This window comes from Streptomyces sp. NPDC054757 (assembly GCF_053612185.1).
The window spans coordinates 59,301-84,080 of sequence record NZ_JBSHBW010000031.1 but is presented as its reverse complement, the minus strand read 5'-3'; the positions used below and the strand labels follow the sequence as shown (position 1 = coordinate 84,080).

At 72.8% G+C, this 24,780-nt stretch carries 21 protein-coding genes and 7 tRNA genes; 11 read left to right on the top strand and 17 right to left on the bottom strand.

Going from position 1 to position 24,780, the window contains the following annotated elements:
• Positions 1-72: 72 nt before the first annotated feature.
• From thrS to ACWGKJ_RS28970, 3 genes are all read right to left on the bottom strand, one after another.
• Positions 73-2,049: a threonine--tRNA ligase gene (gene thrS / locus ACWGKJ_RS28980; RefSeq protein WP_385030077.1), complete on the bottom strand. Its 1,977-nt coding sequence runs from the start codon at positions 2,047-2,049 to the stop codon at positions 73-75.
• An 84-nt stretch (positions 2,050-2,133) separates the two neighbouring features.
• Positions 2,134-3,405, bottom strand: a complete 1,272-nt coding sequence (locus ACWGKJ_RS28975; protein ID WP_385030074.1) for a hypothetical protein — start codon at positions 3,403-3,405, stop codon at positions 2,134-2,136.
• A complete protein-coding gene (locus ACWGKJ_RS28970; protein ID WP_385030071.1) occupies positions 3,405-3,971 on the bottom strand; it encodes a DUF4365 domain-containing protein in 567 nt (188 codons plus the stop codon). Before ACWGKJ_RS28970 ends, ACWGKJ_RS28975 begins: the two co-directional genes overlap by 1 nt.
• A 182-nt stretch (positions 3,972-4,153) precedes the next feature.
• Between ACWGKJ_RS28970 and ACWGKJ_RS28965 the strand changes: the two genes are divergently transcribed.
• The gene (locus ACWGKJ_RS28965) at positions 4,154-4,879 is read left to right on the top strand and encodes a 3'-5' exonuclease (RefSeq protein WP_385030068.1); all 726 of its coding nucleotides are present in this window, start codon (positions 4,154-4,156) and stop codon (positions 4,877-4,879) included.
• Positions 4,880-4,982: 103 nt separating this feature from the next.
• Here the strand turns inward: ACWGKJ_RS28965 and ACWGKJ_RS28960 are convergent.
• A tRNA-Val gene (locus ACWGKJ_RS28960) sits at positions 4,983-5,054 on the bottom strand.
• Between the two features lie 273 nt (positions 5,055-5,327).
• Positions 5,328-5,399 (bottom strand) — tRNA-Val (locus tag ACWGKJ_RS28955).
• 351 nt (positions 5,400-5,750) lie between these two features.
• Here ACWGKJ_RS28955 and ACWGKJ_RS28950 point away from each other — a divergent pair.
• The gene (locus tag ACWGKJ_RS28950; RefSeq protein ID WP_003959770.1) at positions 5,751-6,164 is read left to right on the top strand and encodes an SsgA family sporulation/cell division regulator; all 414 of its coding nucleotides are present in this window, start codon (positions 5,751-5,753) and stop codon (positions 6,162-6,164) included.
• A gap of 194 nt (positions 6,165-6,358) precedes the next feature.
• Positions 6,359-6,916: a CGNR zinc finger domain-containing protein gene (locus ACWGKJ_RS28945; RefSeq protein ID WP_385030065.1), complete on the top strand. Its 558-nt coding sequence runs from the start codon at positions 6,359-6,361 to the stop codon at positions 6,914-6,916.
• A 9-nt stretch (positions 6,917-6,925) separates the two neighbouring features.
• Here ACWGKJ_RS28945 and ACWGKJ_RS28940 read toward each other — a convergent pair whose 3' ends face one another.
• On the bottom strand, positions 6,926-7,084 hold the full coding sequence (locus ACWGKJ_RS28940; RefSeq protein ID WP_385030062.1) for a hypothetical protein: 159 nt from the start codon (positions 7,082-7,084) through the stop codon (positions 6,926-6,928).
• Positions 7,085-7,199: 115 nt separating this feature from the next.
• Entirely contained in the window at positions 7,200-8,213 is a 1,014-nt protein-coding gene (locus ACWGKJ_RS28935; RefSeq protein WP_385030059.1) for a LacI family DNA-binding transcriptional regulator, read from the bottom strand.
• A 303-nt stretch (positions 8,214-8,516) separates the two neighbouring features.
• On the opposite strand from ACWGKJ_RS28935, the gene rhaI reads away from it, so the two are divergent.
• Positions 8,517-9,683 carry an L-rhamnose isomerase gene (rhaI, locus tag ACWGKJ_RS28930; protein ID WP_385030056.1) on the top strand — a complete coding sequence of 389 codons (1,167 nt, stop codon included), beginning with the start codon at positions 8,517-8,519 and terminating at the stop codon, positions 9,681-9,683.
• A 109-nt stretch (positions 9,684-9,792) separates the two neighbouring features.
• Here rhaI and ACWGKJ_RS28925 read toward each other — a convergent pair whose 3' ends face one another.
• Positions 9,793-10,269: a hypothetical protein gene (locus ACWGKJ_RS28925; RefSeq protein ID WP_385030053.1), complete on the bottom strand. Its 477-nt coding sequence runs from the start codon at positions 10,267-10,269 to the stop codon at positions 9,793-9,795.
• A 155-nt stretch (positions 10,270-10,424) separates the two neighbouring features.
• Here ACWGKJ_RS28925 and ACWGKJ_RS28920 point away from each other — a divergent pair, with 155 nt between their 5' ends.
• Complete coding sequence (locus ACWGKJ_RS28920; RefSeq protein WP_385030050.1) at positions 10,425-10,940, top strand: DsbA family protein; 516 nt, start codon at positions 10,425-10,427, stop codon at positions 10,938-10,940.
• Positions 10,941-10,996: 56 nt separating this feature from the next.
• Here ACWGKJ_RS28920 and ACWGKJ_RS28915 read toward each other — a convergent pair whose 3' ends face one another.
• From ACWGKJ_RS28915 to ACWGKJ_RS28905, 3 genes are all read right to left on the bottom strand, one after another.
• On the bottom strand, positions 10,997-11,836 hold the full coding sequence (locus ACWGKJ_RS28915; protein WP_385030047.1) for a GNAT family N-acetyltransferase: 840 nt from the start codon (positions 11,834-11,836) through the stop codon (positions 10,997-10,999).
• 79 nt (positions 11,837-11,915) lie between these two features.
• Positions 11,916-12,737, bottom strand: a complete 822-nt coding sequence (locus ACWGKJ_RS28910; protein WP_385030044.1) for an aminotransferase class IV — start codon at positions 12,735-12,737, stop codon at positions 11,916-11,918.
• Positions 12,734-13,792, bottom strand: coding sequence for a chorismate-binding protein (locus ACWGKJ_RS28905; protein WP_385030041.1), 1,059 nt, complete (start codon positions 13,790-13,792; stop codon positions 12,734-12,736). The genes ACWGKJ_RS28910 and ACWGKJ_RS28905 overlap by 4 nt, the downstream gene beginning before the upstream one ends.
• Positions 13,793-13,938: 146 nt before the next feature.
• Here ACWGKJ_RS28905 and ACWGKJ_RS28900 point away from each other — a divergent pair.
• The 5 genes from ACWGKJ_RS28900 to ACWGKJ_RS28880 all read left to right on the top strand — a co-directional run bounded on the left by ACWGKJ_RS28900 (position 13,939) and on the right by ACWGKJ_RS28880 (position 14,411).
• Positions 13,939-14,011, top strand: a tRNA-Gly gene (locus ACWGKJ_RS28900).
• 38 nt (positions 14,012-14,049) lie between these two features.
• Positions 14,050-14,123 (top strand) — tRNA-Cys (locus ACWGKJ_RS28895).
• Position 14,124: 1 nt separating this feature from the next.
• Positions 14,125-14,196, top strand: a tRNA-Val gene (locus ACWGKJ_RS28890).
• A gap of 32 nt (positions 14,197-14,228) precedes the next feature.
• A tRNA-Val gene (locus tag ACWGKJ_RS28885) sits at positions 14,229-14,300 on the top strand.
• 39 nt (positions 14,301-14,339) lie between these two features.
• A tRNA-Val gene (locus ACWGKJ_RS28880) sits at positions 14,340-14,411 on the top strand.
• A 71-nt stretch (positions 14,412-14,482) separates the two neighbouring features.
• Here ACWGKJ_RS28880 and ACWGKJ_RS28875 read toward each other — a convergent pair.
• The 3 genes from ACWGKJ_RS28875 to ACWGKJ_RS28865 all read right to left on the bottom strand — a co-directional run bounded on the left by ACWGKJ_RS28875 (position 14,483) and on the right by ACWGKJ_RS28865 (position 16,407).
• Positions 14,483-14,773 (bottom strand): TFIIB-type zinc ribbon-containing protein, encoded by a 291-nt coding sequence (locus ACWGKJ_RS28875; RefSeq protein WP_385030038.1) that lies wholly within the window; start codon positions 14,771-14,773, stop codon positions 14,483-14,485.
• Positions 14,774-14,811: 38 nt separating this feature from the next.
• A complete protein-coding gene (locus ACWGKJ_RS28870) occupies positions 14,812-15,810 on the bottom strand; it encodes a phosphotransferase family protein (RefSeq protein WP_385030035.1) in 999 nt (332 codons plus the stop codon).
• Between the two features lie 390 nt (positions 15,811-16,200).
• Positions 16,201-16,407 carry a hypothetical protein gene (locus ACWGKJ_RS28865; protein WP_385030032.1) on the bottom strand — a complete coding sequence of 69 codons (207 nt, stop codon included), beginning with the start codon at positions 16,405-16,407 and terminating at the stop codon, positions 16,201-16,203.
• A gap of 698 nt (positions 16,408-17,105) precedes the next feature.
• Between ACWGKJ_RS28865 and ACWGKJ_RS28860 the strand changes: the two genes are divergently transcribed.
• On the top strand, positions 17,106-18,344 hold the full coding sequence (locus ACWGKJ_RS28860) for a serine/threonine-protein kinase (protein WP_385030086.1): 1,239 nt from the start codon (positions 17,106-17,108) through the stop codon (positions 18,342-18,344).
• A gap of 119 nt (positions 18,345-18,463) precedes the next feature.
• On the opposite strand, the gene ACWGKJ_RS28855 is transcribed toward ACWGKJ_RS28860, so the two are convergent.
• The 3 genes from ACWGKJ_RS28855 to cobT all read right to left on the bottom strand — a co-directional run bounded on the left by ACWGKJ_RS28855 (position 18,464) and on the right by cobT (position 24,614).
• Entirely contained in the window at positions 18,464-19,282 is an 819-nt protein-coding gene (locus tag ACWGKJ_RS28855; RefSeq protein WP_385030029.1) for a TrmH family RNA methyltransferase, read from the bottom strand.
• 54 nt (positions 19,283-19,336) lie between these two features.
• Positions 19,337-20,566 (bottom strand): uroporphyrinogen-III C-methyltransferase, encoded by a 1,230-nt coding sequence (gene cobA / locus ACWGKJ_RS28850; protein WP_385030026.1) that lies wholly within the window; start codon positions 20,564-20,566, stop codon positions 19,337-19,339.
• A gap of 175 nt (positions 20,567-20,741) precedes the next feature.
• Positions 20,742-24,614: a nicotinate-nucleotide--dimethylbenzimidazole phosphoribosyltransferase gene (cobT, locus tag ACWGKJ_RS28845; protein WP_385030023.1), complete on the bottom strand. Its 3,873-nt coding sequence runs from the start codon at positions 24,612-24,614 to the stop codon at positions 20,742-20,744.
• Positions 24,615-24,780 lie beyond the last annotated feature (166 nt).

Sequence of the window (24,780 nt, the reverse complement as noted above, 5' to 3'; positions counted from 1 at the left end):
CCGCAGCCCTGAGGGCGCGGGGGCCTCGCCTCGTCGGATGCCGGGCGGGGGCGGAACCGGTCCGCCCGGCGGTCAGACCTGTACGCGGTCCGCGACGGCCTGGGCGATCTTCGCGAGGGCGTCGTCCGCCGGGATGCCATTCTCCTGCGACCCGTCGCGGTAACGGAAGGAGACGGCGCCGTTGGCCATGTCCTCGTCACCCGCGATGATCATGAAGGGCACCTTGGCGCGCTGCTGGTTGCGGATCTTCTTCTGCATCCGGTCCGACGAGGCGTCCACCTCGACCCGCAGTCCCTGCTTGCGGGCCCTGGCGGCGAACTCCTGGAGGTACGGGATGTGCGCGTCGCCGATCGGGATGCCGACCGCCTGGACGGGGGCCAGCCAGACCGGGAACGCACCCGCGTAGTGCTCCAGGAGCACCGCGAAGAAGCGCTCGATGGAACCGAACAGGGCACGGTGGATCATGACCGGGCGCTGCTTGGTGCCGTCGGGGCCCGTGTACTCCAGGTCGAAGCGCTCCGGCAGGTTGAAGTCGAGCTGCACGGTCGACATCTGCCAGGTGCGCCCGATGGCGTCCTTGCACTGGACGGAGATCTTCGGCCCGTAGAACGCGGCGCCGCCCGGGTCCGGGACCAGCGGAAGGCCCTGCTTCTCGGCGACCTGGCGGAGCGTCTCGGTGGCCTCCTCCCATGCCTCGTCCGAGCCGACGAACTTCTCCGGGTCCTTGGTGGACAGCTCCAGATAGAAGTCGGTCAGGCCGTAGTCGCGCAGCAGGTTCAGGACGAAGGTCAGCGTCCTGTCCAGCTCCTCCGCCATCTGCTCCCTGGTGCAGTAGATGTGCGCGTCGTCCTGCGTGAAGCCGCGCGAACGGGTCAGGCCGTGCACCACACCGGACTTCTCGTACCGGTACACCGTGCCGAACTCGAAGAGCCGCAGCGGCAGTTCACGGTAGGAGCGGCCGCGGGCGTCGAAGATCAGGTTGTGCATGGGGCAGTTCATCGGCTTGAGGTAGTAGTCCACCCCGTCGTCGAGCTGCATGGGCGGGTACATGCCGTCCGCGTACCAGTCCAGGTGGCCGGACTTCTCGAAGAGCTTGCCCTTGGTGGCGTGCGGCGAGTAGACGAACTCGTAGCCCTCCTCCTCGTGCCGCTTGCGCGAGTAGTCCTCCATGGCGCGGCGGATGACGCCGCCCTTGGGGTGGAAGACCGCGAGGCCGGGACCGATCTCGTCCGGGAAGGAGAAGAGGTCCAGCTCGTTGCCGAGCTTGCGGTGGTCGCGCTTGGCGGCCTCCTCCAGGAACTCCAGGTGCGCCTTGAGCTCGTCCTTGGTGGGCCAGGCGGTGCCGTAGATGCGCTGGAGCATCGGGTTCTTCTCGCTGCCACGCCAGTACGCGGCGGCGTTCCGCATCAGCTTGAAGGCCGGGATGAACCGGGTGGTGGGCAGGTGCGGACCCCGGCAGAGGTCCTTCCAGCAGAGTTCACCGGTCTTCGCGTCGAGGTTGTCGTAGATGGTCAGCTCGCCGCCGCCCACCTCGACGTCCGCACCGTCCTCCGCGGAGGCGGAGCCCTTGATCCCGATGAGCTCCAGCTTGTACGGCTCGGACGCCAGCTCGGCGCGGGCGTCGTCGTCCGTCACCACACGCCGCGAGAAGCGCTGGCCGCGCTTCTGGATCTCCTGCATCTTCTTCTCGATGGCCTTGAGATCCTCGGGGGTGAACGGCCGCTCGACGTCGAAGTCGTAGTAGAAGCCGTCCTTGACCGGCGGCCCGATGCCGAGCTTCGCGTCGGGGAAGAGCTGCTGCACGGCCTGCGCCATCACATGCGCGGTGGAGTGGCGCAGGATGTCGAGGCCGTCGTCGGACGAGATCAGGACGGGCTCGACCTCGTCGCCGTCGGCCAGGGCGTAGGCCAGGTCCTTCAGCTCACCGGCCACCCGGGCCGCGACGACGGCGCGCTCGCCGGGGAAGAGCTCGGCTGCCGTAGTGCCCGTCGTCACCACGCGCTCTTCCCGCTCGGAATCGCGTTGGATGACCACACGGACGTCTGACACCGGTCTCTCCTGACTCAGGGGGTGCGCCGCCGTAGCGCGGCGCGCCTGAATCGTACCGAGACCGGGGTGTGGTTTGCGAAACGGTTAGGGCCGCCCGCTCCGGCCCCCCTCCGCGGCCTCTCCCCCGTCCGGTGCCCGCTCCCCCGCGCAGGCCTCCTCGAAGAAGTCGAGGTTCTCCTGGAGGGCCTTCATCAGCCGGTCCCGCTCCGCCTCGTCCACCTGCACCGGGGCCACCCCTTCGGCGCCGGTCAGCCTGCGGAAGCCGCCCCGGCTCTCCAGTCTGCCCCGCACCCTGACCGGCAGCCCGACCAGATGGGCGTGGCCCGCGATCCGGTACGCCTCCTCGTCGAGCACCATCCGTACGTACGGGACCTCCGCCCCGGCCAGCACCCGCAGCCGCACCGTGCCGGGGCCGCCGGGCGCCGAGCGGCGCATCCGTACCACCGCGCCCGTGACCCGCACCGGCAGCGAGGGCTCCGACCGCAGATAGCGTGCGCCGGCGGCCCGCAGCGCCGGCAGGTCGCCGGGTGAGAACCCGACCGGTTCCGGCCTGGCCGCGCACCCCTCGGGGACCCCGGCCGCCGGAGCCCAGGCCAGCGCGACCGACACCCCTTCGGTGCCCCGTACGAGTGCGACGACCGACTCGGTCAGCTCGCGGCTCACCCCGGCACGGACTGCCGCGTCGAAGGCGTCCATCCCGCCGGTCGCACGCTGGTAGTCCACCGCCTCCCTGGCGGCGTGCAGCGCGTGGTGCAGCCGGACCACGGCGGGCCTGCCCGGCTCCACGGGGACGAAGGCGGTGAGGCCGTGCCCGTCCGGGGCGGGTCCCGCCAGCACGCCGTCCAGCGCGGCTCCGGCCTGCCTGCGGTGGCGGGCGCCGTGGTAACCGGCGCTCCGGGCCGCGGCGAGCGCCCCCGCGGTGAGCATCTGGCGTGCGGCCGAACGCAGTTGCTCCTGGACGGTCCAGGGGGCCACCCCGGAGAGGCCGTCGGCCGTCTCCCGCGACCAGCGGATCTCGTCGCTCGGCACGGCCAGCGCCACCAGCACCTCGCGGGCCGAGGGCGCGGCGCAGCGGGTGAGGGCGGTCAGCGCCTCGGCGAGCAGATCCTCGCTGTCGGGGAAGGCACGGCTCTCGGGGACGAGGACGCTCGTGCCCCGGGCCGCCGGGCCCGGGGGCGTCCAGCGGGCGTAGCGGCCCGCTGCTCCGCCGCGACGGCACCAGCCGTGCCGGCCGAGGAGCGCGCCCAGTACGGCGGGGTCCACCCGCGCGGGGTCGGGGCCGTCGCCGCCGTCCCTGACCCCCGGGGCTTCGACGGGGTGGGGACGTACGGGTTCGTCGAGCGGTCGGTGCTGCATCAGGGTCTCCCTCCGGCCCCGACGCGGGTCATGATCTCGCAGAGTGCTCGGTCGTCGAATATCCGCGAGGTCGGGATCCGCACGGTGGTCCTGTGCCGGCCCGTCACCGGGTGGCCTGCCAGGTTGGTCCAGTAACAGCAGTGCCGCAGATCGAGCCGGTCGTGACCGGCCCGCAGCCACTCGTCCCGGGTCCGCGGTACCAGCATCACGACGAGGATCCTGTGCACCGAGACCGGCGTCCGGGCGAGTTTCACGAGATGGGCGTTGTCGAGCGTGAAGGAGAAGGCCCCGCCCGGCGGGTCAGGGGCGATCTGGTAGGTGCATTTCAGCTGCACCTTGATCGTCACTTCGTCGTCCACGGTGTGGTCCGGGGCTCCGTGGCTCACATGCCAGTCGATCCCGTTGTCCGGAAAGGGCTGGGACAGCGAACATCCCGAAGCGGCCGCGACCGCGTGCAGATATCCCACCTGAAAGGTCTCCATACAGGCGGTGGTGGCGAGCGAACCGCGCAGCGGCGCGAGCCGCTCGGGCACCAGGGGGCCCCGTTCGGGCTGCGTGAGCGCCATGGCTGTGGTGTGCCTTCCGGACCGCGCCGGTGCCGGGCCGGTCCATTTCCGGCGACGGGCCGTCAAGTTCTGCGGCCGTCACCTGTGTTGTCTCCGGTCGGCGTATGTCGCAAACAGCCGGGTATCACCGAATCGGGCGGATGTCGCACGCCATCTGCCAAGTGAGTGCGAGGAGTTGGGACATGCCGTGCTGGTTCGAAGGACCCCTGGCCGCTTTTGACACCGAGACGACGGGTGTGGACGTCGAGGAGGACCGCATCGTGTCCGCCGCGCTGGTCGTGCAGGACACCGCGGGCGGGCGGCCGCGCACCGTCCGCTGGCTGGTGAATCCGGGCATCCCGGTTCCCGCGGGCGCCACCGAGATCCATGGCCTGACCGATCTCCATCTGCAGCGCAACGGCCGCTGGCCGGCCCCCGTGGTGGCGGAGGTGGCCAAGGCACTGGCCGAGCAGTGCGCGGCGGGCCGTCCGCTGGTGGTCATGAACGCGCCCTTCGATCTGACCCTCCTCGACCGGGAGTTGAGGCGGCACCGCGCCTCGTCGCTCGGCCGGTACCTCGGGGAGTCACCGCTGCGGGTACTGGACCCGCGCGTCCTGGACAAACACCTGGACCGCTACCGCAAGGGCCACCGCACGCTGACGGATCTCTGCGAGCAGTACGAGGTACGGCTGGAGGGCGCCCATGACGCGGCCGCGGACGCGCTGGCCTCGCTGGAGCTCGTACGGGCGATAGGCCGCCGGTTCGCCGGACGGCTGGAGCGGCTGACACCCGGTGAGCTGCACACGCTCCAGACGACCTGGCACGCGGCGCAGGCGCGTGGCCTGCAGGCGTGGTTCACCCGGCAGGGCACACCGGAAGCGGTGGACCCGTCGTGGCCCCTGCGGCCCGAACTGTCCGCCGTGGCCTGACCGTACGGCAGGACGCGGCCGGCGCGGGGCACAAGGGCGCAGGACATGTGGGCACAGGGCATGAGAAAGGCCGGTCCGTGGTGACGGACCGGCCTGCACCCGGTGGGCGATACTGGGTTCGAACCAGTGACCTCTTCGGTGTGAACGAAGCGCTCTCCCACTGAGCTAATCGCCCGGGAACGGACTGAACCATACAGGGCCCGCGGGTGCTGGTCCAAACTCCCGCGGCAGGTACGGGCGCGGACCCGCGGCGGCATCTCACGGCAGCCGGACACCCACCGGCCGCAGTGGATCGCGGGCGCGTCACCGTGCGGTCATGAATCGTTTCATCGTAGGACGGACGGACAGCCGGACCACTGGGGAGCGGAAGGGCCGGCCGCGGGCGCGTCACGGCGGAACGCCGATGGCCCGGAGGCTGGGAAGCCTCCGGGCCATCGGAACCGGACGGTGGGCGATACTGGGTTCGAACCAGTGACCTCTTCGGTGTGAACGAAGCGCTCTCCCACTGAGCTAATCGCCCGGGTGCAGGGAAAACATTACCGCATGCCCCGGGCCGTTCCGGACCACCCCGGGATCGCTCATGGATCTTGCCCGGGAGCCAGGCACCCACCCCGCCGCCCCACCCGGCCCGCGCCCCGCACCGTCACCCTCCGTGAGCACGCACCCCGATCCGGCGGACCGGCGGGAGCCGGGGCCGCCACCCCCGGCGTCACCCATTTGCCGTAACGGTACAAACTCACACTCAGCCGTACAGGGGACATCAAGAGCCACAAATCGGTCAGAGGGGTTTACAACGGCACCGTAGGTGGCATGTCGATTTCGCCGACGTGCGAATCCCCGAGCGCACACTGAGCGAAAGGCCCTGGCGCTTATGAACACCACGGTCAGCTGCGAGCTGCACCTGCGCCTCGTTGTGTCGAGCGAGTCATCCCTGCCTGTTCCCGCGGGCCTGCGGTATGACACGGCCGATCCGTATGCCGTGCATGCCACCTTCCACACCGGAGCCGAGGAGACCGTGGAGTGGGTCTTCGCCCGCGATCTCCTCGCAGAGGGTCTGCACAGGCCCACCGGCACCGGCGACGTCCGAGTCTGGCCGTCGCGCAGTCACGGTCAGGGCGTGGTCTGCATCGCCCTGAGCTCCCCGGAGGGAGAAGCCCTGCTCGAAGCCCCTGCGAGGGCCCTGGAGTCGTTCCTCAAGCGAACCGACGCTGCCGTGCCACCCGGCACGGAGCACCGCCACTTCGACCTCGACACCGAGCTCTCGCACATCCTGGCCGAGAGCTGAGCCAGGACACGAGAGGCCCGGCGCCGTCCGACTCGGGGCGACGGCGCCGCGCAGACAACGACATAGGCCGGAAGCCGGGCGCCGTGCCCGCGGAATCCACCGCGGGGGCGGCGCCCCGGTGTGCAGGGGGCGGGAGCGACTAGAGTCGGCCAGCATCGGCGGGCGCCGGCCCGCCGCAGGCCAGGGAGCGCATCGTGCTGATCCCCCACGACACCCGGATCGCCCTCAACGTGGTGGTCGGTCTGGTGAACACCGCTCCCGAGGGCGCGGCCACCGACCCCCTCGCCGACATCGACGGGCTGTACGCCTTCGTGCGCGACTACGACCTGAGCGGCGTGGGGCGGCTCGACGAGGGCGACCGGCAGGCCGTCATCAGGGTGCGCCGGCAGTTCGCCGATGTCTTCGCGGCCCCCGGCCCCCGTGCTGCGGCCGCGCTGGTCAACCAGCTCGTCGCAGCCGCGGGCACCACTCCGCAGCTCACCGACCACGACGGCTACGACTGGCATGTGCACTACTTCGCACCGGGCGCCTCGGTCGCCGACCACCTGGCGGCCGACTGCGGCATGGCGCTCGCCTTCATCGTCGTCGCGGGCGAACAGGAGCGGCTCCGCCGCTGCGAGGCACCGGACTGCGGACACGCCTTCGTCGATCTCTCACGGAACCGCTCCCGCCGGTACTGCGACAGCCGCACCTGCGGCAACCGCCTCCATGTCGCCGCCTACCGCGCCAGGCGGAAAGCGGCAGCGGACTGACCTCCGCCCTCACAGCAGGAACAGATCGTGCACGGCCGCCATGAACAGCAGACAGCAGATCACCCCGAGGAAGATCATCAGGGGCGGCTGGGAGAGCGCGAAGAGGCAGCCACGCGGCTCGGGGGCAGGGGTGGGGACGGCGGCATCGTCCCGGGAGGTATCCGGCATCTCGGGCCGATGATGACGTAGCGCAGCCGTTTTCGCTGACCAACACGCATATTTCGGCAGCGAGTTCGCTGGATCCCGTGACAGCCCGTCCGGTCGTGTGTGCCCCGGCCGGACGTCAGTGCGGCAGAATGCTCGACGCCCGGACGACCAGCTCGGGCTGGAGCATGACACCGCGGTGCAGATGTTCGCCCTCGCCCGCGTATCCGGCCTCCTCCAGCAGGAGTTCGGCAGCCATCCGCCCCATCAGCACCGCGGGCTGGCGTACCGATGTCAGCGGTACGGCGGCGGCCGCGGCGAACTCGATGTCGTCGTAGCCGACGATGGCCATGTCCTGCGGCACCCTGACGCCCGCCGCGTACAGCGACTGGAGCACGCCGAGCGCCAGCAGGTCGTTCACACAGAAGACGGCCGTCGGCCGCGGCGCCAGACCGACCAGCCGCGCACCCGCGTCCCGGCCCGCCGCCACGTCGAGCCGGCCCGTGGAGATCTCCACCAGGGCCTCCGGCGGGAGCCCCGCCTCGTCGAGCGCGGCCAGCGCACCCTTCCTGCGGTCCTGGATCTGGCGCAGCTCCGGCGGCCCGGTGACGAAGGCGATCGACCGGTGTCCGGCGGCGACGAGGTGGCGTACGGCCAGCGTTCCGCCGTGGACGTCGTCGACCGAGACCGCGCAGGAGGCGCCGCCGGACGCCACCCGGTCGACCAGGACGGAGGGGATGCCGTGCCGGCCGAACTCCTCCAGGCTCCTGCCCGTCGGGTCGGCCGGGGTGACCAGCACGCCCAGCACCCGCTGCTCGGCGAAGAGCGAGAGATAGGCGGCCTCCTCCGCCGCGCTCTGGTCGCTGTTGCAGACCATGACGCCGAGCCCGGCCGCGCGGGCGGCCCGTTCGGCGCCGCGTGCGATGTCCACGAAGAAGGGGTTGCCCATGTCGAGCACGAGGAGCGCCACGATCCTGCTGCTGCCCGCCCTCAGCTGTCTGGCCGACTCACTCCGTACGTAACCGAGTTCGGCGATGGCCGCCTGCACCCGGGCCCGGGTCTCCGGTGAGACGGATGCGGGCCTGTTGATGACGTTGGACACGGTGCCGACCGAGACGCCCGCACGTCTGGCCACGTCCTTGATGCCTGCCACGTCTGTCCCACCTGCTGTACCTGGCTGTGTCCGGGCCCGGCCCGGGTGGTGTCCGGCTGCCCGCACGGAGTGCGCTCATCGTACGGTCGCGCCCCCGCCGCGGCGAGACGGGTGGAGCGCCGGGCTCGGCGGACATGTCCGGCGCCCGCTCCTGGCTGCCGAGAGCCCGTTCCCGGCAGCCGGGCCGACCTTACGGTGAATTGATTCAAACCACCGTAGCCCCGCGATGTGTCAAGGGTTGACGCGGTTGTGCGCCCCCACTAGCTTACCGCTCAATGAATCGATTCATTGAAGGGGTTGGGCATGTCCGGACTCTCGGCCGTGAGGGCCGCGCTGGTTTCGCAGACGATCGAGACCCCGTCCTGGGGGTACGGGAACTCCGGTACCCGGTTCAAGGTCTTCGCCCAGCCCGGCGTGCCCCGTGACCCCTTCGAGAAGCTGGACGACGCCGCGCAGGTCCACGCCTTCACCGGGGTGGCCCCCCGGGTCTCCCTGCACATCCCCTGGGACCGGGTGGACGACTACGCCGCACTCGCCGCGTACGCGAAGGAGCGCGGGCTGACGCTCGGCGCGGTCAACTCCAACGTCTTCCAGGACGACGCCTTCAGGCTGGGATCGGTGACCCACCCCGACGCGGCGGTCCGGCGCAAGGCGGTCGCGCACCTGCTGGAGTGCGTCGGCATCATGGAGGAGACCGGCTCGTCCGATCTGAAGCTGTGGTTCTCGGACGGCACCAACTACCCCGGGCAGGACGATGTGTCCGCCCGCCAGGACCGGCTCGCCGAGGCGCTGGCCACCGTGTACGAGCGGCTGGGTGACGGCCGCCGGATGCTGCTGGAGTACAAGCTCTTCGAGCCCGCCTTCTACGCCACGGATGTCCCCGACTGGGGCACGGCGTACGCCCACTGCCTGAAGCTCGGGCCGAAGGCGAAGGTCGTCGTGGACACCGGGCACCACGCACCGGGCACCAATATCGAGTTCATCGTCGCCGTGCTGCTGCGGGAGGGCAAGCTCGGGGCCTTCGACTTCAACTCACGCTTCTACGCCGACGACGATCTGATGGCGGGGGCCGCCGACCCCTTCCAGCTGTTCCGGATCATGCACGAGGTGGTCAGGAACGGCGGTCTGGAACCGGCCGCCCGGGTCAACTTCATGCTCGACCAGTGCCACAACATCGAGGCCAAGGTCCCGGCCGTCATCCGGTCGGTGATGAACGTCCAGGAGGCCACGGCCAAGGCGCTCACCGTCGACGCCGACGCACTCGGCGCAGCGCAGCGCTCGGGGGACGTGCTCGGCGCGAACGCGGTGCTGATGGATGCGTACAACACCGACGTCAGGCCGCTGCTCGCCGGGATCCGCGAGGAGAACGGGCTGCACCCCGATCCGGTCGCGGCCTATCTGGCATCCGGCCGGCAGGAGCGGATCGCCGCCGAGCGGGTGGGCGGCACCCAGGCCGGGTGGGGGGCCTGAGCGGCCGGACGGGGGCCTGAGCCCGGGGCCCGGGTCCACCGCGCACCGCCCGGGACTCCGTGCGCCGCGCGATCGGCTGCCGTCGCGACTTCGCGGCCACGGCCAGCGGTCAGATGCCGTGCTTCTTGAGGATCGCCTCGATGTCGGAGAAGTCCTCGGTGGGCGCGGGAGCCTTCGGTGCGTCGGCCTTGCCCTGCGGCGCGGGCCGCGCGCCGGTGGTCTGCGGCTGCGCTCCGGTACGGCCCGGCAGCGGGGCAGCGGGAGCCGCGGGGGCCACCGCTTCGGGCTCGGCGGCCCTGGCAGCCGTCTTCCGTTCCTTGCGGGTGCCGCCGGAGCGGCGCTCGACCGTCCTGGTGATCATGAACAGCAGCCAGGCGACCGCGAGCATCCCGAAGCCGAGCCAGACCGACGGATTGAACACGATGTCGGCCACCCAGCCGACGACGCCGGTCAGCACAAGGCCCACCGGGACCAGCGCATACGCGAAAATACGGGTCGCCGACAGGAAGCGTTTGCGGTACGCCGTGATCGCGGCGATGCCCAGCCCCGCCGCGGACACCGCGGAACAGACGGTCTCGGCAATCATCCGGTCTCCTCCAGCCAAAGGTTCGCTTCCCCTCCATCCTGCACCGGAGTGGGGTGCGGGGGCCACGTCCTGGGCGGACCTCAGGGAGAACTCGGGGGAGGATCCTCCTCAGGTCCCGGTTGGGCGGTACCGCGTACGGCTGGGAGACTGGCGCCATGAGTGACTCCTCCGCCTCCCGCCGTGTCGTCCTGGACGTCTGGTGCGAGCTCCAGTGCCCCGACTGCCGCAGCGCCCTGGACGACGTACGCGCGCTGCGCGCCCGCTACGGCGACCGTCTCGACCTGCGGCTGCGCCACTTCCCGCTGGAGAAGCACCGGCACGCCTACGCGGCGGCCCAGGCGGCCGAGGAGGCGTTCGAGCAGGGGCAGGGCTGGCCGTACACCGAGGCCGTACTCGCCCGCACCGAGGAGCTGGCCGCCCGGGGCGAGCCCGTGCTGCTGGAGGCCGCCGGTGAACTCGGCCTGGACGCGGACGAGTTCGACACGGTACTGATCGACGGCCGGCACACACTGACCGTCGACGCCGACCAGGCCGAGGGCAAGGCGATCGGCGTCACCGGCACCCCGACCTATGTCATCGGCGGCGAACGGCTGGACGGCGGCAAGAGCCAGGAAGGTCTGCGCGAGCGGATCGAGGAGATCGCCGACCGGCTGCTCGCCGCCGGGGAGTGAGGCACCTCGGGCCCGGGGACACCGCAGGCCCCGGGTCGCCTCGGCTACGGGAGATCTCAGAGCAGCCGCTTGCCGTAGAAGTGCTCCACCGGCCGGTAGCCGAGTGAGGCGTAGAGCCGTACCGCCGGGGTGTTGGCCGTCAGCACGTTCAGCTTGATCAGCCGCGCCCCGGCCGCCAGCGCCTCGCGCTCGGCGAGCAGCATAAGGGAGCGTCCGTGCCCCCGCCCGCGGTGTTCCTCGGCGACTTCGACGTCGAAGACGAAGGCCCCGCGTCCGCCGGGGCCGAGCTCTGTCCCGGCGATCCAGACGTGCCCGACCACGCGGCCGTCCTCGACCAGGACATCGATGACCGCACCGGGGGTCGCCAGGCCGTCGGGAAGGTTGTCGCGGTGGTCGGCCTCGGACTTGGCGCGTGCACGGGCCTCCGTCAGGCCCCGCTCGACCCAGGTCCGTGCGTAGCCGGCGACCGCGTCGGCCAGCCACACCCGGAACTCGTCCTCGCTCATCCGGCGGCCCTCGACACCCGCGGGCAGTTCCGGCGGCCGCGCGGGGAGTTCCTTCATCAGGTGGCTGTTGTGGAGCGTGTAGCCGAGGGCATCGGCCATCCGCAGGGCGGCCGCGGCGTCGGCGAGCACGGCGATGCGTACCTGTGCGCAGCCCCAGCCGCGCAGCACTTCCTCGGCGGCGAGCGCGGCGACGGTTCCCCGGCCGCGCCCCCGGTCCTGCTCCTCGATCCGCAGCCCGCCGATCACACCGCAGACCGGCCCGTACGTCTGGTCCGTACGGAGGTCGACCGCGCCCACCGGCCGGCTGTTCACGCGGACCTCGTAGGAGCGTGCCTTGGCGCCGTCCGCGCCCTGCTGAAGCGGCCCGGTCGGCCGCAGAGTCGTGGTCACCAGGCGAGTTGTACCCGCCCGGCGGCCGCACGTCATCCGCGCTGCCGTGAAAACGGCTCAGGGTCGCCGCGCGTACGCCTCAGGGGTCCAGCCGCTGCGCCGCGCGCTCGTCCCAGATCCGCATGGCCTTCGCGGTCACCGGGCCGGGTGCGTCGGCCAGTTGGCGCCCGTCGATCCGGTGGACGGCCTGTACGTCGCGGAGCGTCGAGGTCAGGAAGATCTCATCGGCCCGCTCCAGGACGTCCAGCGGCAGTTCGGTCTCCCGCGCTCCGGTCCACTCCACAGCCAGTGCCCGGGTGATACCGGCCAGACAGCCCGATGCGAGCGGCGGGGTGTGCAGTTCGCCCTCGATCACGACGAAGACGTTGGAGCCCGTGCCCTCGCAGAGCGCGCCCGTGGTGTTGGCGAACAGCGCCTCCGTCGCACCCTGTTCGTGCGCCCGCGCGAGCGCGACGACGTTCTCCGCGTACGAGGTGGTCTTCAGCCCGGCCAGCGCGCCGCGCTCGTTGCGCGTCCAGGGGACGGTGACCGCGGCGGTGGTGTCGGGGCGGCGCGTGGTCCCGCCCAGGGCGACGACCAAGGTCGGGCCCGCGTCGCCGCGGTCGGAGCCGAGCGGCGAGAGCCCGCCGGTGTACGTGATCCGCAGCCGGCCGAGCGCCACCGGGTCGGCTTCGAGCACGGCCGTGCAGGCGCGGCGCACCTCGTCCAGGTCGGGGGCGGGCAGGCCGAGACCCCGGGCCGAGCGGGCCAGCCGGTCCAGGTGCCGGGTGAGCGCGAAGGGGCGCCCCCCGGTCGCCTTGACGGTCTCGAAGATGCCGTCGCCCACGGTCAGCCCGTGGTCGAGGACCGAGACCAGCGCGGTGTCCGCGTCCCGCAGCCCGCCGTTGACCCAGATCTTCATGGAGTGGTCCTTCCGGTCGTCTCTTTCGCCCCGGACGCTATCGCGAGGAGGCGGCCGGCCTTGAGTTCCGTCTCGTCCCATTCGCGTGCCGGGTCGGAGCCCCAGGTGATCCCGGCGCCGGTGCCGAAGCGCAGGACCGGCCCGCGGCCGTCGGTGCGGTCGATCCAGAACGTCCGGATACCGACCGCCAGCTCGGCCGTGCCGCGGTCGGCGTCGACCCAGCCGACGGCCCCGCAGTACGGCCCGCGCTCCGCGGTCTCCAGCGCCCCGATGATGCGCAGCGCACTCGACTTGGGCGCCCCGGTCACCGAGCCCGGCGGGAAGGTGTCCGCGAGGAGGCGGCTCCACCCCACTCCATCGGCCAGCTCCCCGCGGACCGTGGAGACGAGGTGGACGAGACCGGGGTGCTGCTCGACCGCGCAGAGCTGCGGCACATCCACCGAGCCGGTGGCACAGACCCGGCCGAGATCGTTGCGGACGAGGTCCACGATCATCACGTTCTCCGCGTGGTCCTTCTCCAGCAGGTCGGCGGCGGTGCGCCCGGTCCCCTTGATCGGGCCGGACTCCACGGTCCGCCCCGAGCGGCGCAGATACAGCTCGGGCGACGCGGTGGCGATCTCGACACCGTGGGCGGGCAGCCGGATCGTCCCGGCGTAGGGTGCCGGGTTGCCACGGGCGAGCAGAGCGGTCAGGGCGTCGATGTCGGCAGCTGCGGAATCGGGCAGCGGGGCTGTGAGGACCCGGCAGAGGTTGGCCTGGTAGACCTCGCCATCGGCGATCCGCGCGCGGATGCGGCGGACCCCGGCCGTGTACGCGTCGCGGTCGAGCGAGGACGTCCAGTCACCGGCGGCCGGCCCCTGCCACCGCCCGGGGAGCGCCGCCGGCACCGGTTCCTCGCGTACGTCTCCGAAGCGGGCGCAGACGATCCCGCCCTCGAAATCCGCGGCCACCGCCCAGAAGCCCGCGGAGTCCAGGGCGGCCGGGTCGCTGGTGACATCGCGCAGGTCACGGGCGACGCGGCCGCCGAAGCGGGCAAGTGGAGTGAGGCGGTGCACACCGGCGAGTCTAGGACGGGCCGCCGGAAAGCCGCTCCGGTGCGAACGCACCGCAGCACGCTGCGCAAACGCGTTTTTGTGCTGGCCCGGGAATCCGCTAGAGTTCAACATGTCGCCGGGGCGCGCAAACGCCCCGGGAATGACAAGCGGACGTAGCTCAGTTGGTAGAGCGCAACCTTGCCAAGGTTGAGGTCGCCAGTTCGAACCTGGTCGTCCGCTCGCAGAACCGGGGGATCTTCCCGAACCCCCGTGCTCCTGGTGGAGTGGCCGAGAGGCGAGGCAACGGCCTGCAAAGCCGTCTACACGGGTTCAAATCCCGTCTCCACCTCCAAGGACGATTAGCTCAGCGGGAGAGCGCTTCCCTGACACGGAAGAGGTCACTGGTTCAATCCCAGTATCGTCCACTGGATCCCTGCTTCGGCCGGGTTTCCGTCCCGCGCGATTAGCTCAGCGGGAGAGCGCTTCCCTGACACGGAAGAGGTCACTGGTTCAATCCCAGTATCGCGCACGCAGTAACGCTGTTCGGAAATGCTGTACGAACGATCCCGCGCGATTAGCTCAGCGGGAGAGCGCTTCCCTGACACGGAAGAGGTCACTGGTTCAATCCCAGTATCGCGCACCGGATGAGAAACCCCCGGCCGTCTCCACGGCCGGGGGTTTTCTGTTGTTCCCGGCTCCTGTCCCCCTTGGTCAGGAGGAGAAGAGCATGTGGCCGAAGCCCCTGTTGTGGTGGCCGTGATGGCCCCCGTGGTGACCGCCGTAGTGGCCGCCGTGCTGCTGCGGGGCGCCCCATACCGGCGCCTGCGGCGGGGCCGGGTACGCCTGTGGCGGCGGCTGCTGGCCCCACTGGGCCTCAAGACTGGTCAGCGACTCCAGCTCCCCGTAGTCGAGGAATATCCCCCGGCAGCCGCTGCACTGCTCGATCTGGACGCCACTGCGGTTGTATGTGTGCATCGGGGCATGGCACTTGGGACACTGCATCGGTACGACTCCTCGCCGTCGGATCAGGACGGCTCACCCTACGACGCCGCTCCGGGCGCCAACTCGGCCGGGACACCGGCGATTCGGGCACACGAGTCGAGCATCATCCGCTCGGCACCGTCCAGCGGTCTGCCTGCGGCCGCCGACTTGGCCAGGGCGAGAGCGGCGGCCTGGACGGTCAGCGTCCTTGCGGGTACGTCCAGTTCGGGCCAGGGGTCGCCGTCGGAGCACACGGCCGGACCGCCGGCCGCCCGGTACGCGGCGAGGAACCGCGCCCAGGTGCCGGGCGCCAGCAGCCCGGCCGCGTACCAGGCGGCGGGACGGGCCAGATCCCAGGCGGGTTCGCCCAGGCCGAGATCGTCCACGTCGATCAGCTGCCAGGGTCCCCCGTCGACCGGATGCCGGACGAGCTGGCCGAGGTGCAGATCGCCGTGGCAGAGGAAGGAGCCCCGGGGTGCGGGCGCCTCGTCGCGGGCCCAGCCCGGCAGACCGTGCCAGGCTCTCAGTACGGGCTCCGCCGCCGGCCCGGGGTCCGCCGCCCGCATCCGGGCCAGCGCACGGGCCGCCTTGGCCGGGCCCCGCATCGGGGGCAGCGGACCGGGCAGCGCGGCGGGCTCCACCGAGTGCAGCCGGGCGAGCAGCGCTGCGGCCTCCTCCCAGGGCGCGGCGTCCGGGGCCTCGGGGTCGACGGGCGCGCCGCGGGGCCACACCGTGAGGACCTCCGGTCCGGCCGTGCCACCTACGGGTCCGCCGAGCGGCGGCAGCAGGACGCCCGCCAGGAGCGGATGGGCGGCGACCCCCACCCGTACCGCGAGCGCCGCCCGGTCCGTGTCGGCCGCGTGCGCCTTGGCCACTGCGGAGCCGTGCCGCACGACGGCGCCGTCCGGGCGGTCGGTGAGGACGGTCGCCGCGCGGCCGCAGTCGGGGCACGGTGCGTGCGTGGGGTGCCCGTCGCGGCTGGGGGGCCGGTCGCCGTTGGGGTGGGCGGCGCGATCGGCGGCGGCGGCGAGCACGCGTATCCGGGCGGTTGCGGTCATGGTCTCCCCGTCGGTGGGCCGGTCGCGGGCCGGTGGTGGGCCCGTGCGGGCGCTTACGACAGGCCAGTAGTGAGGGAAGCAGGCCGGTGGTGGGGCCTGCCGCAGCGGGTGGTGAGGGAAGCAGGCGGGTGGTGGGGCCTGCCGCAGCGGGTGGTGAGGGAAGCAGGCGGGTGGTGGGGCGGCATTCGGCCGGTCTGTGGCGGGAGTGTCTGGGCGGGAGTCCGCGTGATGCCCGGTCCCGGGGTGAACGGCGCGGCCCCGGACAGCGCGATGTCCGGCCAGCTCCCCAGCTGACCGGACAAACGCTGCCGTCCGCCGCACCCCCGTCCCCACGGGGTTGTTGGCCGGATGTCCCTGGCCCGGACCGCTCTCCCGGACCCGGGGCGCCGCTCAGCGCCCCAGCATCACGCCCACGGACGACGCCTGTGTGACCACTGCCTGCCAGCCTCCGAAGACGAACATCAGCAGTGCGGCGAGGGGAAGGACCATGGCGGTCGCCACCAGCGGGTGACGGGTACCGGAGCTGCGGGCGCCGAGCGCGGTGTACGCCCTTCGCCCCTGCGTGCGGAGCACCGTCCGCGCTGCGGTGTCGGCCATGGTCCCGGGTCCCTCTCCTGTCGGTTCGGCAAGCGGCGAGTGCTGACCTCGGGGGACGAGTGCTGCACCCGCCGCTTGACCTCAAATCTAGGGGCGGGAAGGGAGGCGGTCGTCATGCCCGCGTACCGAATACCGGGCCTCCAGGAGGATGAGCCTCCGCGTGTCGGACTACTCCCCTGGGTGGAGAACCCGGCAGTACGCCTGCGGGACTTCCCCGAGGGAGCGCCGCCCGGGGACGACCGGGGAACGGCGCCCCCGCACGCCGGCCGTCCGCGCCCGCGTCCGCCGCCCGGCGAACCGGAGGGCAGCGCTCCGCGATGCCGGGCGGGCCGTGGCCAAGGGGCCCGGGAGGTGCCCGAGCGGGTGACTTCACTCACTTCCGGTGGCCCTCCGCAGGGCCTTGTGACCGCCTGCCGTCCTGGCCCGGCGGCCTCCGCGGACGGGGTGCGGACGGTGTCCGGTGTACCCGTGCCCCGTACCGGCCGACCGCCGGAGAGGGGCCCAATATGCCTTCTGCGGAGGGCCTTTGGGATCCGCTCCGGCCCAAGGTGGCCGGAGGGGCCGGGAGGTGACCGCGCCTCACCACGAGCCGCCGGGGAGGGTAACCGATCCGGGCGAGAGGGCGCGGCCTATGAGCACACCTGCCCGCGGGTACGTAAGCTGTGCCTCGTCAGACGGACCGGGCAGCGGGGATGGACATGACGATGATGCGGCTCCGGCGCGAGGATCCGCGTGTCGTCGGCTCGTTCAGGCTTCACCGGCGGCTGGGCGCGGGCGGCATGGGTGTCGTCTACCTCGGCTCCGACCGGCGGGGGCAGCGGGTGGCGCTCAAGGTGATCCGGCCGGATCTGGCCGAGGACCAGGAGTTCCGGTCGCGGTTCGCCCGTGAGGTGTCGGCGGCCCGGCGGATCAGGGGCGGGTGCACGGCCCGGCTGGTCGCGGCCGATCTGGAGGCCGACCGCCCGTGGTTCGCGACCCAGTACGTACCCGGTCCTTCCTTGCACGACAAGGTGGCCGACGAAGGGCCGCTGTCCGCCGCCGATGTGGCCTCCATCGGGGCCGCGCTCTCCGAGGGGCTCGTGGCGGTCCATGAGGCCGGGGTCGTCCACCGCGACCTGAAGCCGTCGAACATCCTGCTCTCGCCGAAGGGCCCCCGGATCATCGACTTCGGTATCGCCTGGGCGACCGGGGCGAGCACCCTCACCCACGTCGGTACGGCGGTCGGCTCACCGGGGTTCCTGGCGCCCGAGCAGGTACGCGGTGCCACGGTCACCCCGGCGACGGATGTCTTCGCGCTGGGCGCCACTCTCGCCTACGCGGCGACGGCCGACTCGCCGTTCGGACACGGCAGTTCCGAGGTGATGCTCTACCGCGTGGTGCATGAGGAGCCGCATCTGTACGACGTGCACGACGCCCTGGCGCCCCTGGTGCGGGCCTGCCTCGCCAAGGATCCCGAGGACCGCCCCTCCACCCTCCAACTGTCCATGCGGCTCAAGGAGATCGCCGCCCGGGAGGCGCAGGGGCTCTCCGAGGGCCGGACGCCGGCGCAGCGCCGCGAGCAGGAGGCGGACCGGCCCACGGGGCGGATCGCCGCGCCGCCGACCGAGCAGCACGCTCCGCCGCGCCGCGCGGATGGCGCACAGACCCCCAGGCCGCACGGCTCCAGGCCGCAGACGCCGAGACCGCCCGCGCCACGCCCCGGGGCGCCCCGCCCGGCGGGGTCGCACGGTGGCTCCCGGCCGGGGCCGCCGCGTGGCGCCACCCGGTCGGCGGGCCGTACGGGCAGCCGCACCGGGCCGAGGTCGGGCACCGGGCGGCCGACGTCGGCCGGCCGCAGGACCGGGCCCAGCCCGCGGATGATGCGGCAGCGGCTGATCGTCTTCGTCGTGGTGACGCTGATCGTCCTGCTCGGAATCGCGGCAGCGCAGCAGTTCTGAGGGCGGTCCGGTCGGCCGTACTTCACACCGGCCCGGTCGGCCGTACTCCACCGGCCCGGTCCCCCGCGCCCCTGTCCGGCATCACGGCCGGGCGGACCGGGATACGGATACGGGTCGCGTCAGCTCTGCGGGCGGCCCGTCGCCACCGCGTAGAAGGCGACGGCAGCGGCGGCGCCCACGTTCAGCGAGTCCACGCCGTGCGCCATCGGGATCCGTACCCATTCGTCAGCCGCGACGAGCGCCTGGGTCGACAGCCCTTCGCCCTCCGCGCCGAGCATCAGCGCGACCCGGTCGACCCGGTGCGGTGCGGCCTCGTCGATATCCGACGCCTTCGCGTCGGGGGTGAGGGCGAGCAGCTTGAAGCCCGCTTCCCGCACGGTCTCCAGGCCCCTGGGCCAGGATTCGAGACGGGCGTAGGGCACCGAGAAGACCGCGCCCATGGAGACCTTGACGGAGCGCCGGTAGAGCGGGTCGGCGCAGTCCGGCGAGAGCAGTACCGCGTCCATGCCGAGCGCCGCGGCGCTGCGGAAGATCGCGCCGATGTTGGTGTGGTCGTTGACCGACTCCATGACGACGATCTTGCGGGTCCTGGCGAGGAGTTCGTCGGAGCTCGGGAGCGGCTTGCGCTGCATGGAGGCGAGGGCGCCGCGGTGCACGTGGTAGCCGGTGACCTGTTCGGCGAGGTCGGGGCTGACGGCGTACACCGGGGCCGGGACCTCGTCGATGACGTCCCGCATCACGTCGACCCACTTGGCCGACAGCAGCATCGACCGCATCTCGTAACCGGCGAGCCTGGCCCGGCGGATGACCTTCTCACCCTCGGCGATGAAGAGGCCCTCGACGGGTTCGCGCCTGCGCCGGAGTTCGACGTCGGTGAGGCCCGTGTAGTCACGCAGGCGCGGGTCATCGGGGTCATCGACAGTGATGAGATCAGCCACAGGGTGATACTGCCTTGTCCTGGTCGGGGTGCCAACGGCTGGGCACGGAACGGTTCATGGGCGGTCGTACGGCGGCCCGACCCGGACGACCGGGCCGATGACGATGACGGCGGGCGGGCGCACCCCTTCGGACCTGGCCGTCTCCCCCACGCTCGCGAGTGTCGCGTCGACCCGGCGCTGGGCGGTCGTGGTGCCCTCCTGGACGAGCGCCACGGGGGTGTCCGGGCTCTTGCCGTGGGCGATCAGGGCATCGGCGATGGCGCCGATCTTGTCGACCCCCATCAGTACGACGAGGGTGCCGCGCAGCGTGGCGAGGGCGGCCCAGTCGACCAGCGACCTCTCGTCGTCGGGGGCCACATGGCCGCTGACGACCGTGAACTCATGGGCGACACCGCGGTGGGTCACCGGGATCCCGGCGGCTCCCGGGACGCTGATGGAGCTGGAGATTCCCGGTACCACGGTGCACGCGATGCCCGCGGCGGCGAGCGCCTCGGCCTCCTCCATCCCCCGGCCGAAGACGAACGGGTCGCCGCCCTTGAGCCGTACGACGGCCTTTCCGGCCCTGGCGTGCTCGACGAGCGCGTTGTTGATGGCTTCCTGGGCCATGAACCGGCCGTACGGGATCTTCGCGGCGTCGATGACCTCGACGTGCGGGGGCAGTTCGTCGAGCAGGTCGCGCGGGCCGAGCCGGTCGGCGATGACGACGTCCGCCTCGGCGAGGAGACGCCGTCCGCGCACGGTGATCAGGTCGGGGTCGCCGGGACCGCCGCCGACCAGGGCGACGCCGGCGCCGCGGCCGCGCTGGCGCGGCGCGAGCGTTCCGTCCCGCAGGCCCTCCACGACGGCGTCCCGCACGGCTGCCGAACGACGCGGGTCATGGCCGGTGAGAACGGCGACGGTCACGCCTTCGCTGCGCCCGGTGGCGGGTGTCCAGGCGGTGGCAGCGGCGGCGTCGTCGCTCCGTACGCACCAGACGCGGTGCTGCTCTGCCTCGGCCGACGCCGTTTCGTTGGCCGCGGTGTCGCCGGTCGCGATCAGTACGTACCAGGCCCCGGCCAGGTCGCCTTCCGCGTAACGCCGCCGCTCCCAGGTGATCTCGCCCGCCGAGACCATGGCCTCGACCGAGGGGGTGGCGGACGGCGAGACGAGCCGGACGTCGGCGCCGGCCGCGATGAGCGCGGGCAGCCGGCGCTGGGCGACCTGGCCGCCGCCGATGACGACGACGCGCCGGCCGGAGAGACGGAGTCCTACGGGGTAGGCGGGGTGATCGGCGTGCTCGGCCATGGCGTGGCGGGCTCCTCGCGCGGGGAGTGGGGCTGCGTCTTCGTACCGCTGCGACGGCGAAGCGGCTGGTGGGAGTGGGGTCGGCTCCCCGGGACACTGTACGGTCCTGGGCGGCCAGGACGGATCCGAGGGGCCGGGATCAGTGATCCCGGCCCCTCTCCCGCGTACGCCGCGGCTACTTCTCGGTGACACCCGCGGAGTCGAAGGTGGCCACCTCGTGCATGGCACGGGCCGCGCTCTGGACGACGGGCAGCGCGAGCAGCGCGCCCGTGCCCTCGCCGAGGCGGAGGTCCAGGTCGACCAGCGGGCGCAGGCCCAGCTTGTTGAGGGCGGCGACATGGCCGGGCTCCGCGCTGCGGTGGCCCGCGATACAGGCGGCCAGGGCCTCGGGTGCGATGGCGCGGGCGACCAGAGCGGCTGCTCCGGCGCTCACTCCGTCCAGGATCACCGGCGTGCGCAGCGAGGCCCCGCCGAGCAGGAAGCCGGCCAGCGCGGCGTGTTCGAGGCCGCCGACCGCCGCGAGGACGCCGACCGGGTCGGCCGGGTCGGGCTGGTGGAGTTCCAGTCCGCGCCGGACGACGTCGACCTTGCGGGCGTGCATCTCGTCGTTGATGCCGGTGCCGCGGCCGGTGACCTCGCTGGGGTCCTGGCCGGTGTAGACACAGATCAGTGCGGCGGAGACCGTGGTGTTGGCGATGCCCATCTCGCCGGTGAGCAGCACCTTGTTGCCCGCTGCCACCAGATCGCGGGCCGTCTCGATGCCGACCTCGATGGCGGAGAGCACTTCCTCGCGGGTGAGCGCGGCGCCCGTGGTGAAGTCGCCGGTCCCGGCGCGTACCTTGCGCGGCAGCAGGCCCGGGGTGGCCGGGAGTTCACCGGCGACGCCGACGTCCACGACGCAGACCTCGGCGCCCACCTGGTTGGCGAAGGCGTTGCAGACCGCGCCGCCGCCGAGGAAGTTGGCCACCATCTGGCAGGTCACTTCCTGCGGCCACGCGGTGACGCCCTGCGCGTACACCCCGTGGTCCCCGGCGAAGATCGCGACGGCCGCGGGCTCGGGGACCGGCGGCGGGCACATCCGGGAGAGCCCGCTGAGCTGTGCGGAGATGATCTCCAGCATGCCCAGGGCTCCGGCGGGCTTGGTCATCCGCTTCTGGCGGTCCCACGCCTCACCGAGCGCCTTGGCGTCCAGCGGCCGGATGTTGGTGATGGTGTCCTGGAGAAGATCGTGCGGTTCCTCGCCGGGCAGCGCGCGGCGGCCGTACGTCTCCTCGTGCACGACCCAGGAGAGCGGGCGGCGCTTGGACCAGCCCGCCTGCATCAGCTCGGGCTCCTCGGGGAACTCGTCGACGTATCCCACGCAGAGGTAGGCGACGACTTCGAGGTGTTCGGGCAGGCCGAGGGCGCGGACCATCTCGCGCTCGTCGAAGAAGCTGACCCAGCCGACGCCGAGCCCCTCGGCGCGGGCGGCGAGCCAGAGGTTCTCGACGGCGAGGGCCGAGGAATACGGCGCCATCTGCGGCTGGGTGTGCCGGCCGAGGGTGTGGCGGCCACCGCGGGTCGGGTCGGCGGTGACGACGATGTTGACCGGGGTGTCGAGGATCGCCTCGATCTTCAGTTCCTTGAACTGCTTGGCGCGGCCCTTGGGGAGCGACTTGGCGTACGCCTCACGCTGGCGCTGTGCCAGTTCGTGCATGGAGCGCCGGGTCTCGGCCGAGCGGATGACGACGAAGTCCCAGGGCTGGGAGTGGCCGACGCTCGGCGCGGTGTGCGCGGCTTCGAGTACGCGCAGCAGCACCTCGTGCGGGATGGGGTCGCTGCGGAAGCCGTTGCGGATGTCGCGGCGTTCGCGCATGACCCGCAGGACGGCTTCGCGCTCGGCGTCCTCGTAGCCGGGGGCTGCGGCCGTCGCGGGCTCGGCTTCGGCGGGCCGCGGTCCGGGGGCGCCGGTGGACTCGTCGCCCTCTGCGGGCTCGTCGCCCTCTGCGGGCTGCTGTCCAGGGGCGGGCTCGGATCCGGGGTGCTCCTGGAGGGGCTGTCCGGTGACGGTCCGTGCTGCGCCGGTCCGGTCGGTGCTGTTGGTGCCGGTCGGGTCGGTGTCCCCGGTCTGCTGGGGAGCGGTGTCCTCGGTGCGGCGGGTGTGCTCGGGGCCCGTGTGCTCGGTACCCGTCTGCTCTGCTCCGGTCTGTTCTGCTCCGGAGTGCGGGTCGGCGGCGTGCTCTGCGGGCTGCTCGGTGCCGGGCGCCGCCTCGGGCTGTGCGTCCGCGACGGCGTCCGGCGCGGGCGCCGGGTCGGCCACGGGCTGTGCGTCGGCCGGGAGTTCCGGGACGGGCTCGGCGCCGGGCTGCGCGTCGGCGGGGAACGGCTGGGCTTCGGCGGCCGGTACGTGCTCGGCGGCCTGGGCCACCGAAGCCTGTGCGGTCGGGGCCTGAACGGTCGGGGCCTGAGCGGTCGGCTCGGCCGCTTCGGGGGTCGTGCCGGCCACGGCGGCGGACGCGGTCTCGGCGTCAGCTGCCGCCGCGGACTGCGCTGCGGTTACGTCGGCCTCCTCCGGCGCCGCCGCTTCGGCGGGCTCCGCCGCCGGGGCAGGGGCAACCGCGGTGTCGGGCTGCACGACCGGCTCTCCGGCAGCGGCTGCGGGGAGCGCGCCGGCCGCCGGTACGCCGGGCTCAGCGGCCTCGCCCGATGCCTCCGGGGCAGGGTGCGGCTGCGGTCCGGCGGCCGGGGCTGCGGGGTCCGGCTGCGGCTGTGGCTGTGCAGCGTGCTCATCGGCTCCGCCGTGACGCGGGGCGGGCACCGTGGCCACGGCCGGAGCACCGGGGAGCTGCTCCCCGCCCTCTATGGGCACGGCTTCGGCGGCGGGCAGGGGCGCCGGTGCGCTCTCCGGCTCCGGCTCCGGCAGCACACCATCCGTACCGGTCTGCTCCGTTTCCGTACCGGCTGCCTCCGCTTCCGCGGCGGCGGCGACCGGCTCCGGCCGGGCCTGCGGTACGGGCTCAGGGGCGGGTGCTGTCGCGGCCTCGGGCGCCGATTCCACCGCCGGTCCCGGTGCGGGCTGCTCGGCCTCCGGGCCGGGTACGGGCTCCGCCACCGGGGCGGGCGTCCGGCCTGCGGCCGGGTCGGCCACCGGTTCCGCCACCGCCGGAGCCCCGGCGGCCGGTGCCGGTGCGGCGGACTCGGCCGGGAGCGCATCGGCCGGTGCGGCCGGCTCTCCGGCGGCCGGCGCCGCATCGGCCACCGGCTGCTCGGTGTCGGCGGTCCCGGGCGCCGTGGTGCCGGCGGCGGGTGTCGGCGCGAGATGCGGCGCGGAGGGACGCGAGCCCTCGACGGGGACGAACCGCCCCATCGAGTCCGCGGCGGCGACCGGCTCGGGCGGGGCCTCCTGGGCCGTGTCGGCAGCGGACACCGGGAACTCCTGCGGCCGGGGCGTCTGCACGGCGGGCCCGGACTGCGCGGCGGCGGCCGGATCGTACGTCACCTGCTCGGGCTGCGGCGTCCACGGGGCGGCCTGCGGCGGGATCTCCCCCAGCTGCGGTCCGGGCAGGGCCTCCGCCTCGTCGCGCGGGATGTCCAGATACTCGGGGCCGAGCGTCCGGGGGCCGTTGCCGGAGGCCGGGGCGGGCTGCGGGGGCGCTGTGCTCGGGCCGCGGTCGGCCAGCGAACGCACCACGCCGCCCGTGGTGTCGGGCACGGGCGGGCCCATGTGCAGCGGCCTGCGCGGCGGCGGGGCCGGCTGGGCCGCGGCCTGGGCGCGCACGGCGCCCACGTCCACGGAGCCCGAGTCGCGTCCACCGGTCTCGTGCGCACCCGGCTCGGGCAGCTGGGCGGCGGCCTGCGGCTGGGGCTGGAACTGCTGCTGTCCCTGCGGCTGCTGCGGTTCGCTCCACGCGCCCTGCGCGCCGGGCATCAGCAGCAGATCGTCGTCATCGGTGGGGTTCTCCGAGGGGTCGAGGAAGGTGTAGGCACCGGGGGCGGGGAGGCCCTGCTGCTCCACCATGCCTGCGTTCCCCGGCTGTCCCTCGCCCGGGACCTGGCCGGTGTCGGTCATGCGTACCCCTCGCCCATCCATAGTGCTCCTTCAGCCCTTTACCGGGTCGCCCGTACTGAGACAACGAGCGGGCACGCCGTGCGGTACGAAAGGCCTGCGGACACTCAGTATGGTCACGGCCGTTCGACGCCGTGCAGGGGTTCCTGCCACGGTCCGCTGTGGGCTG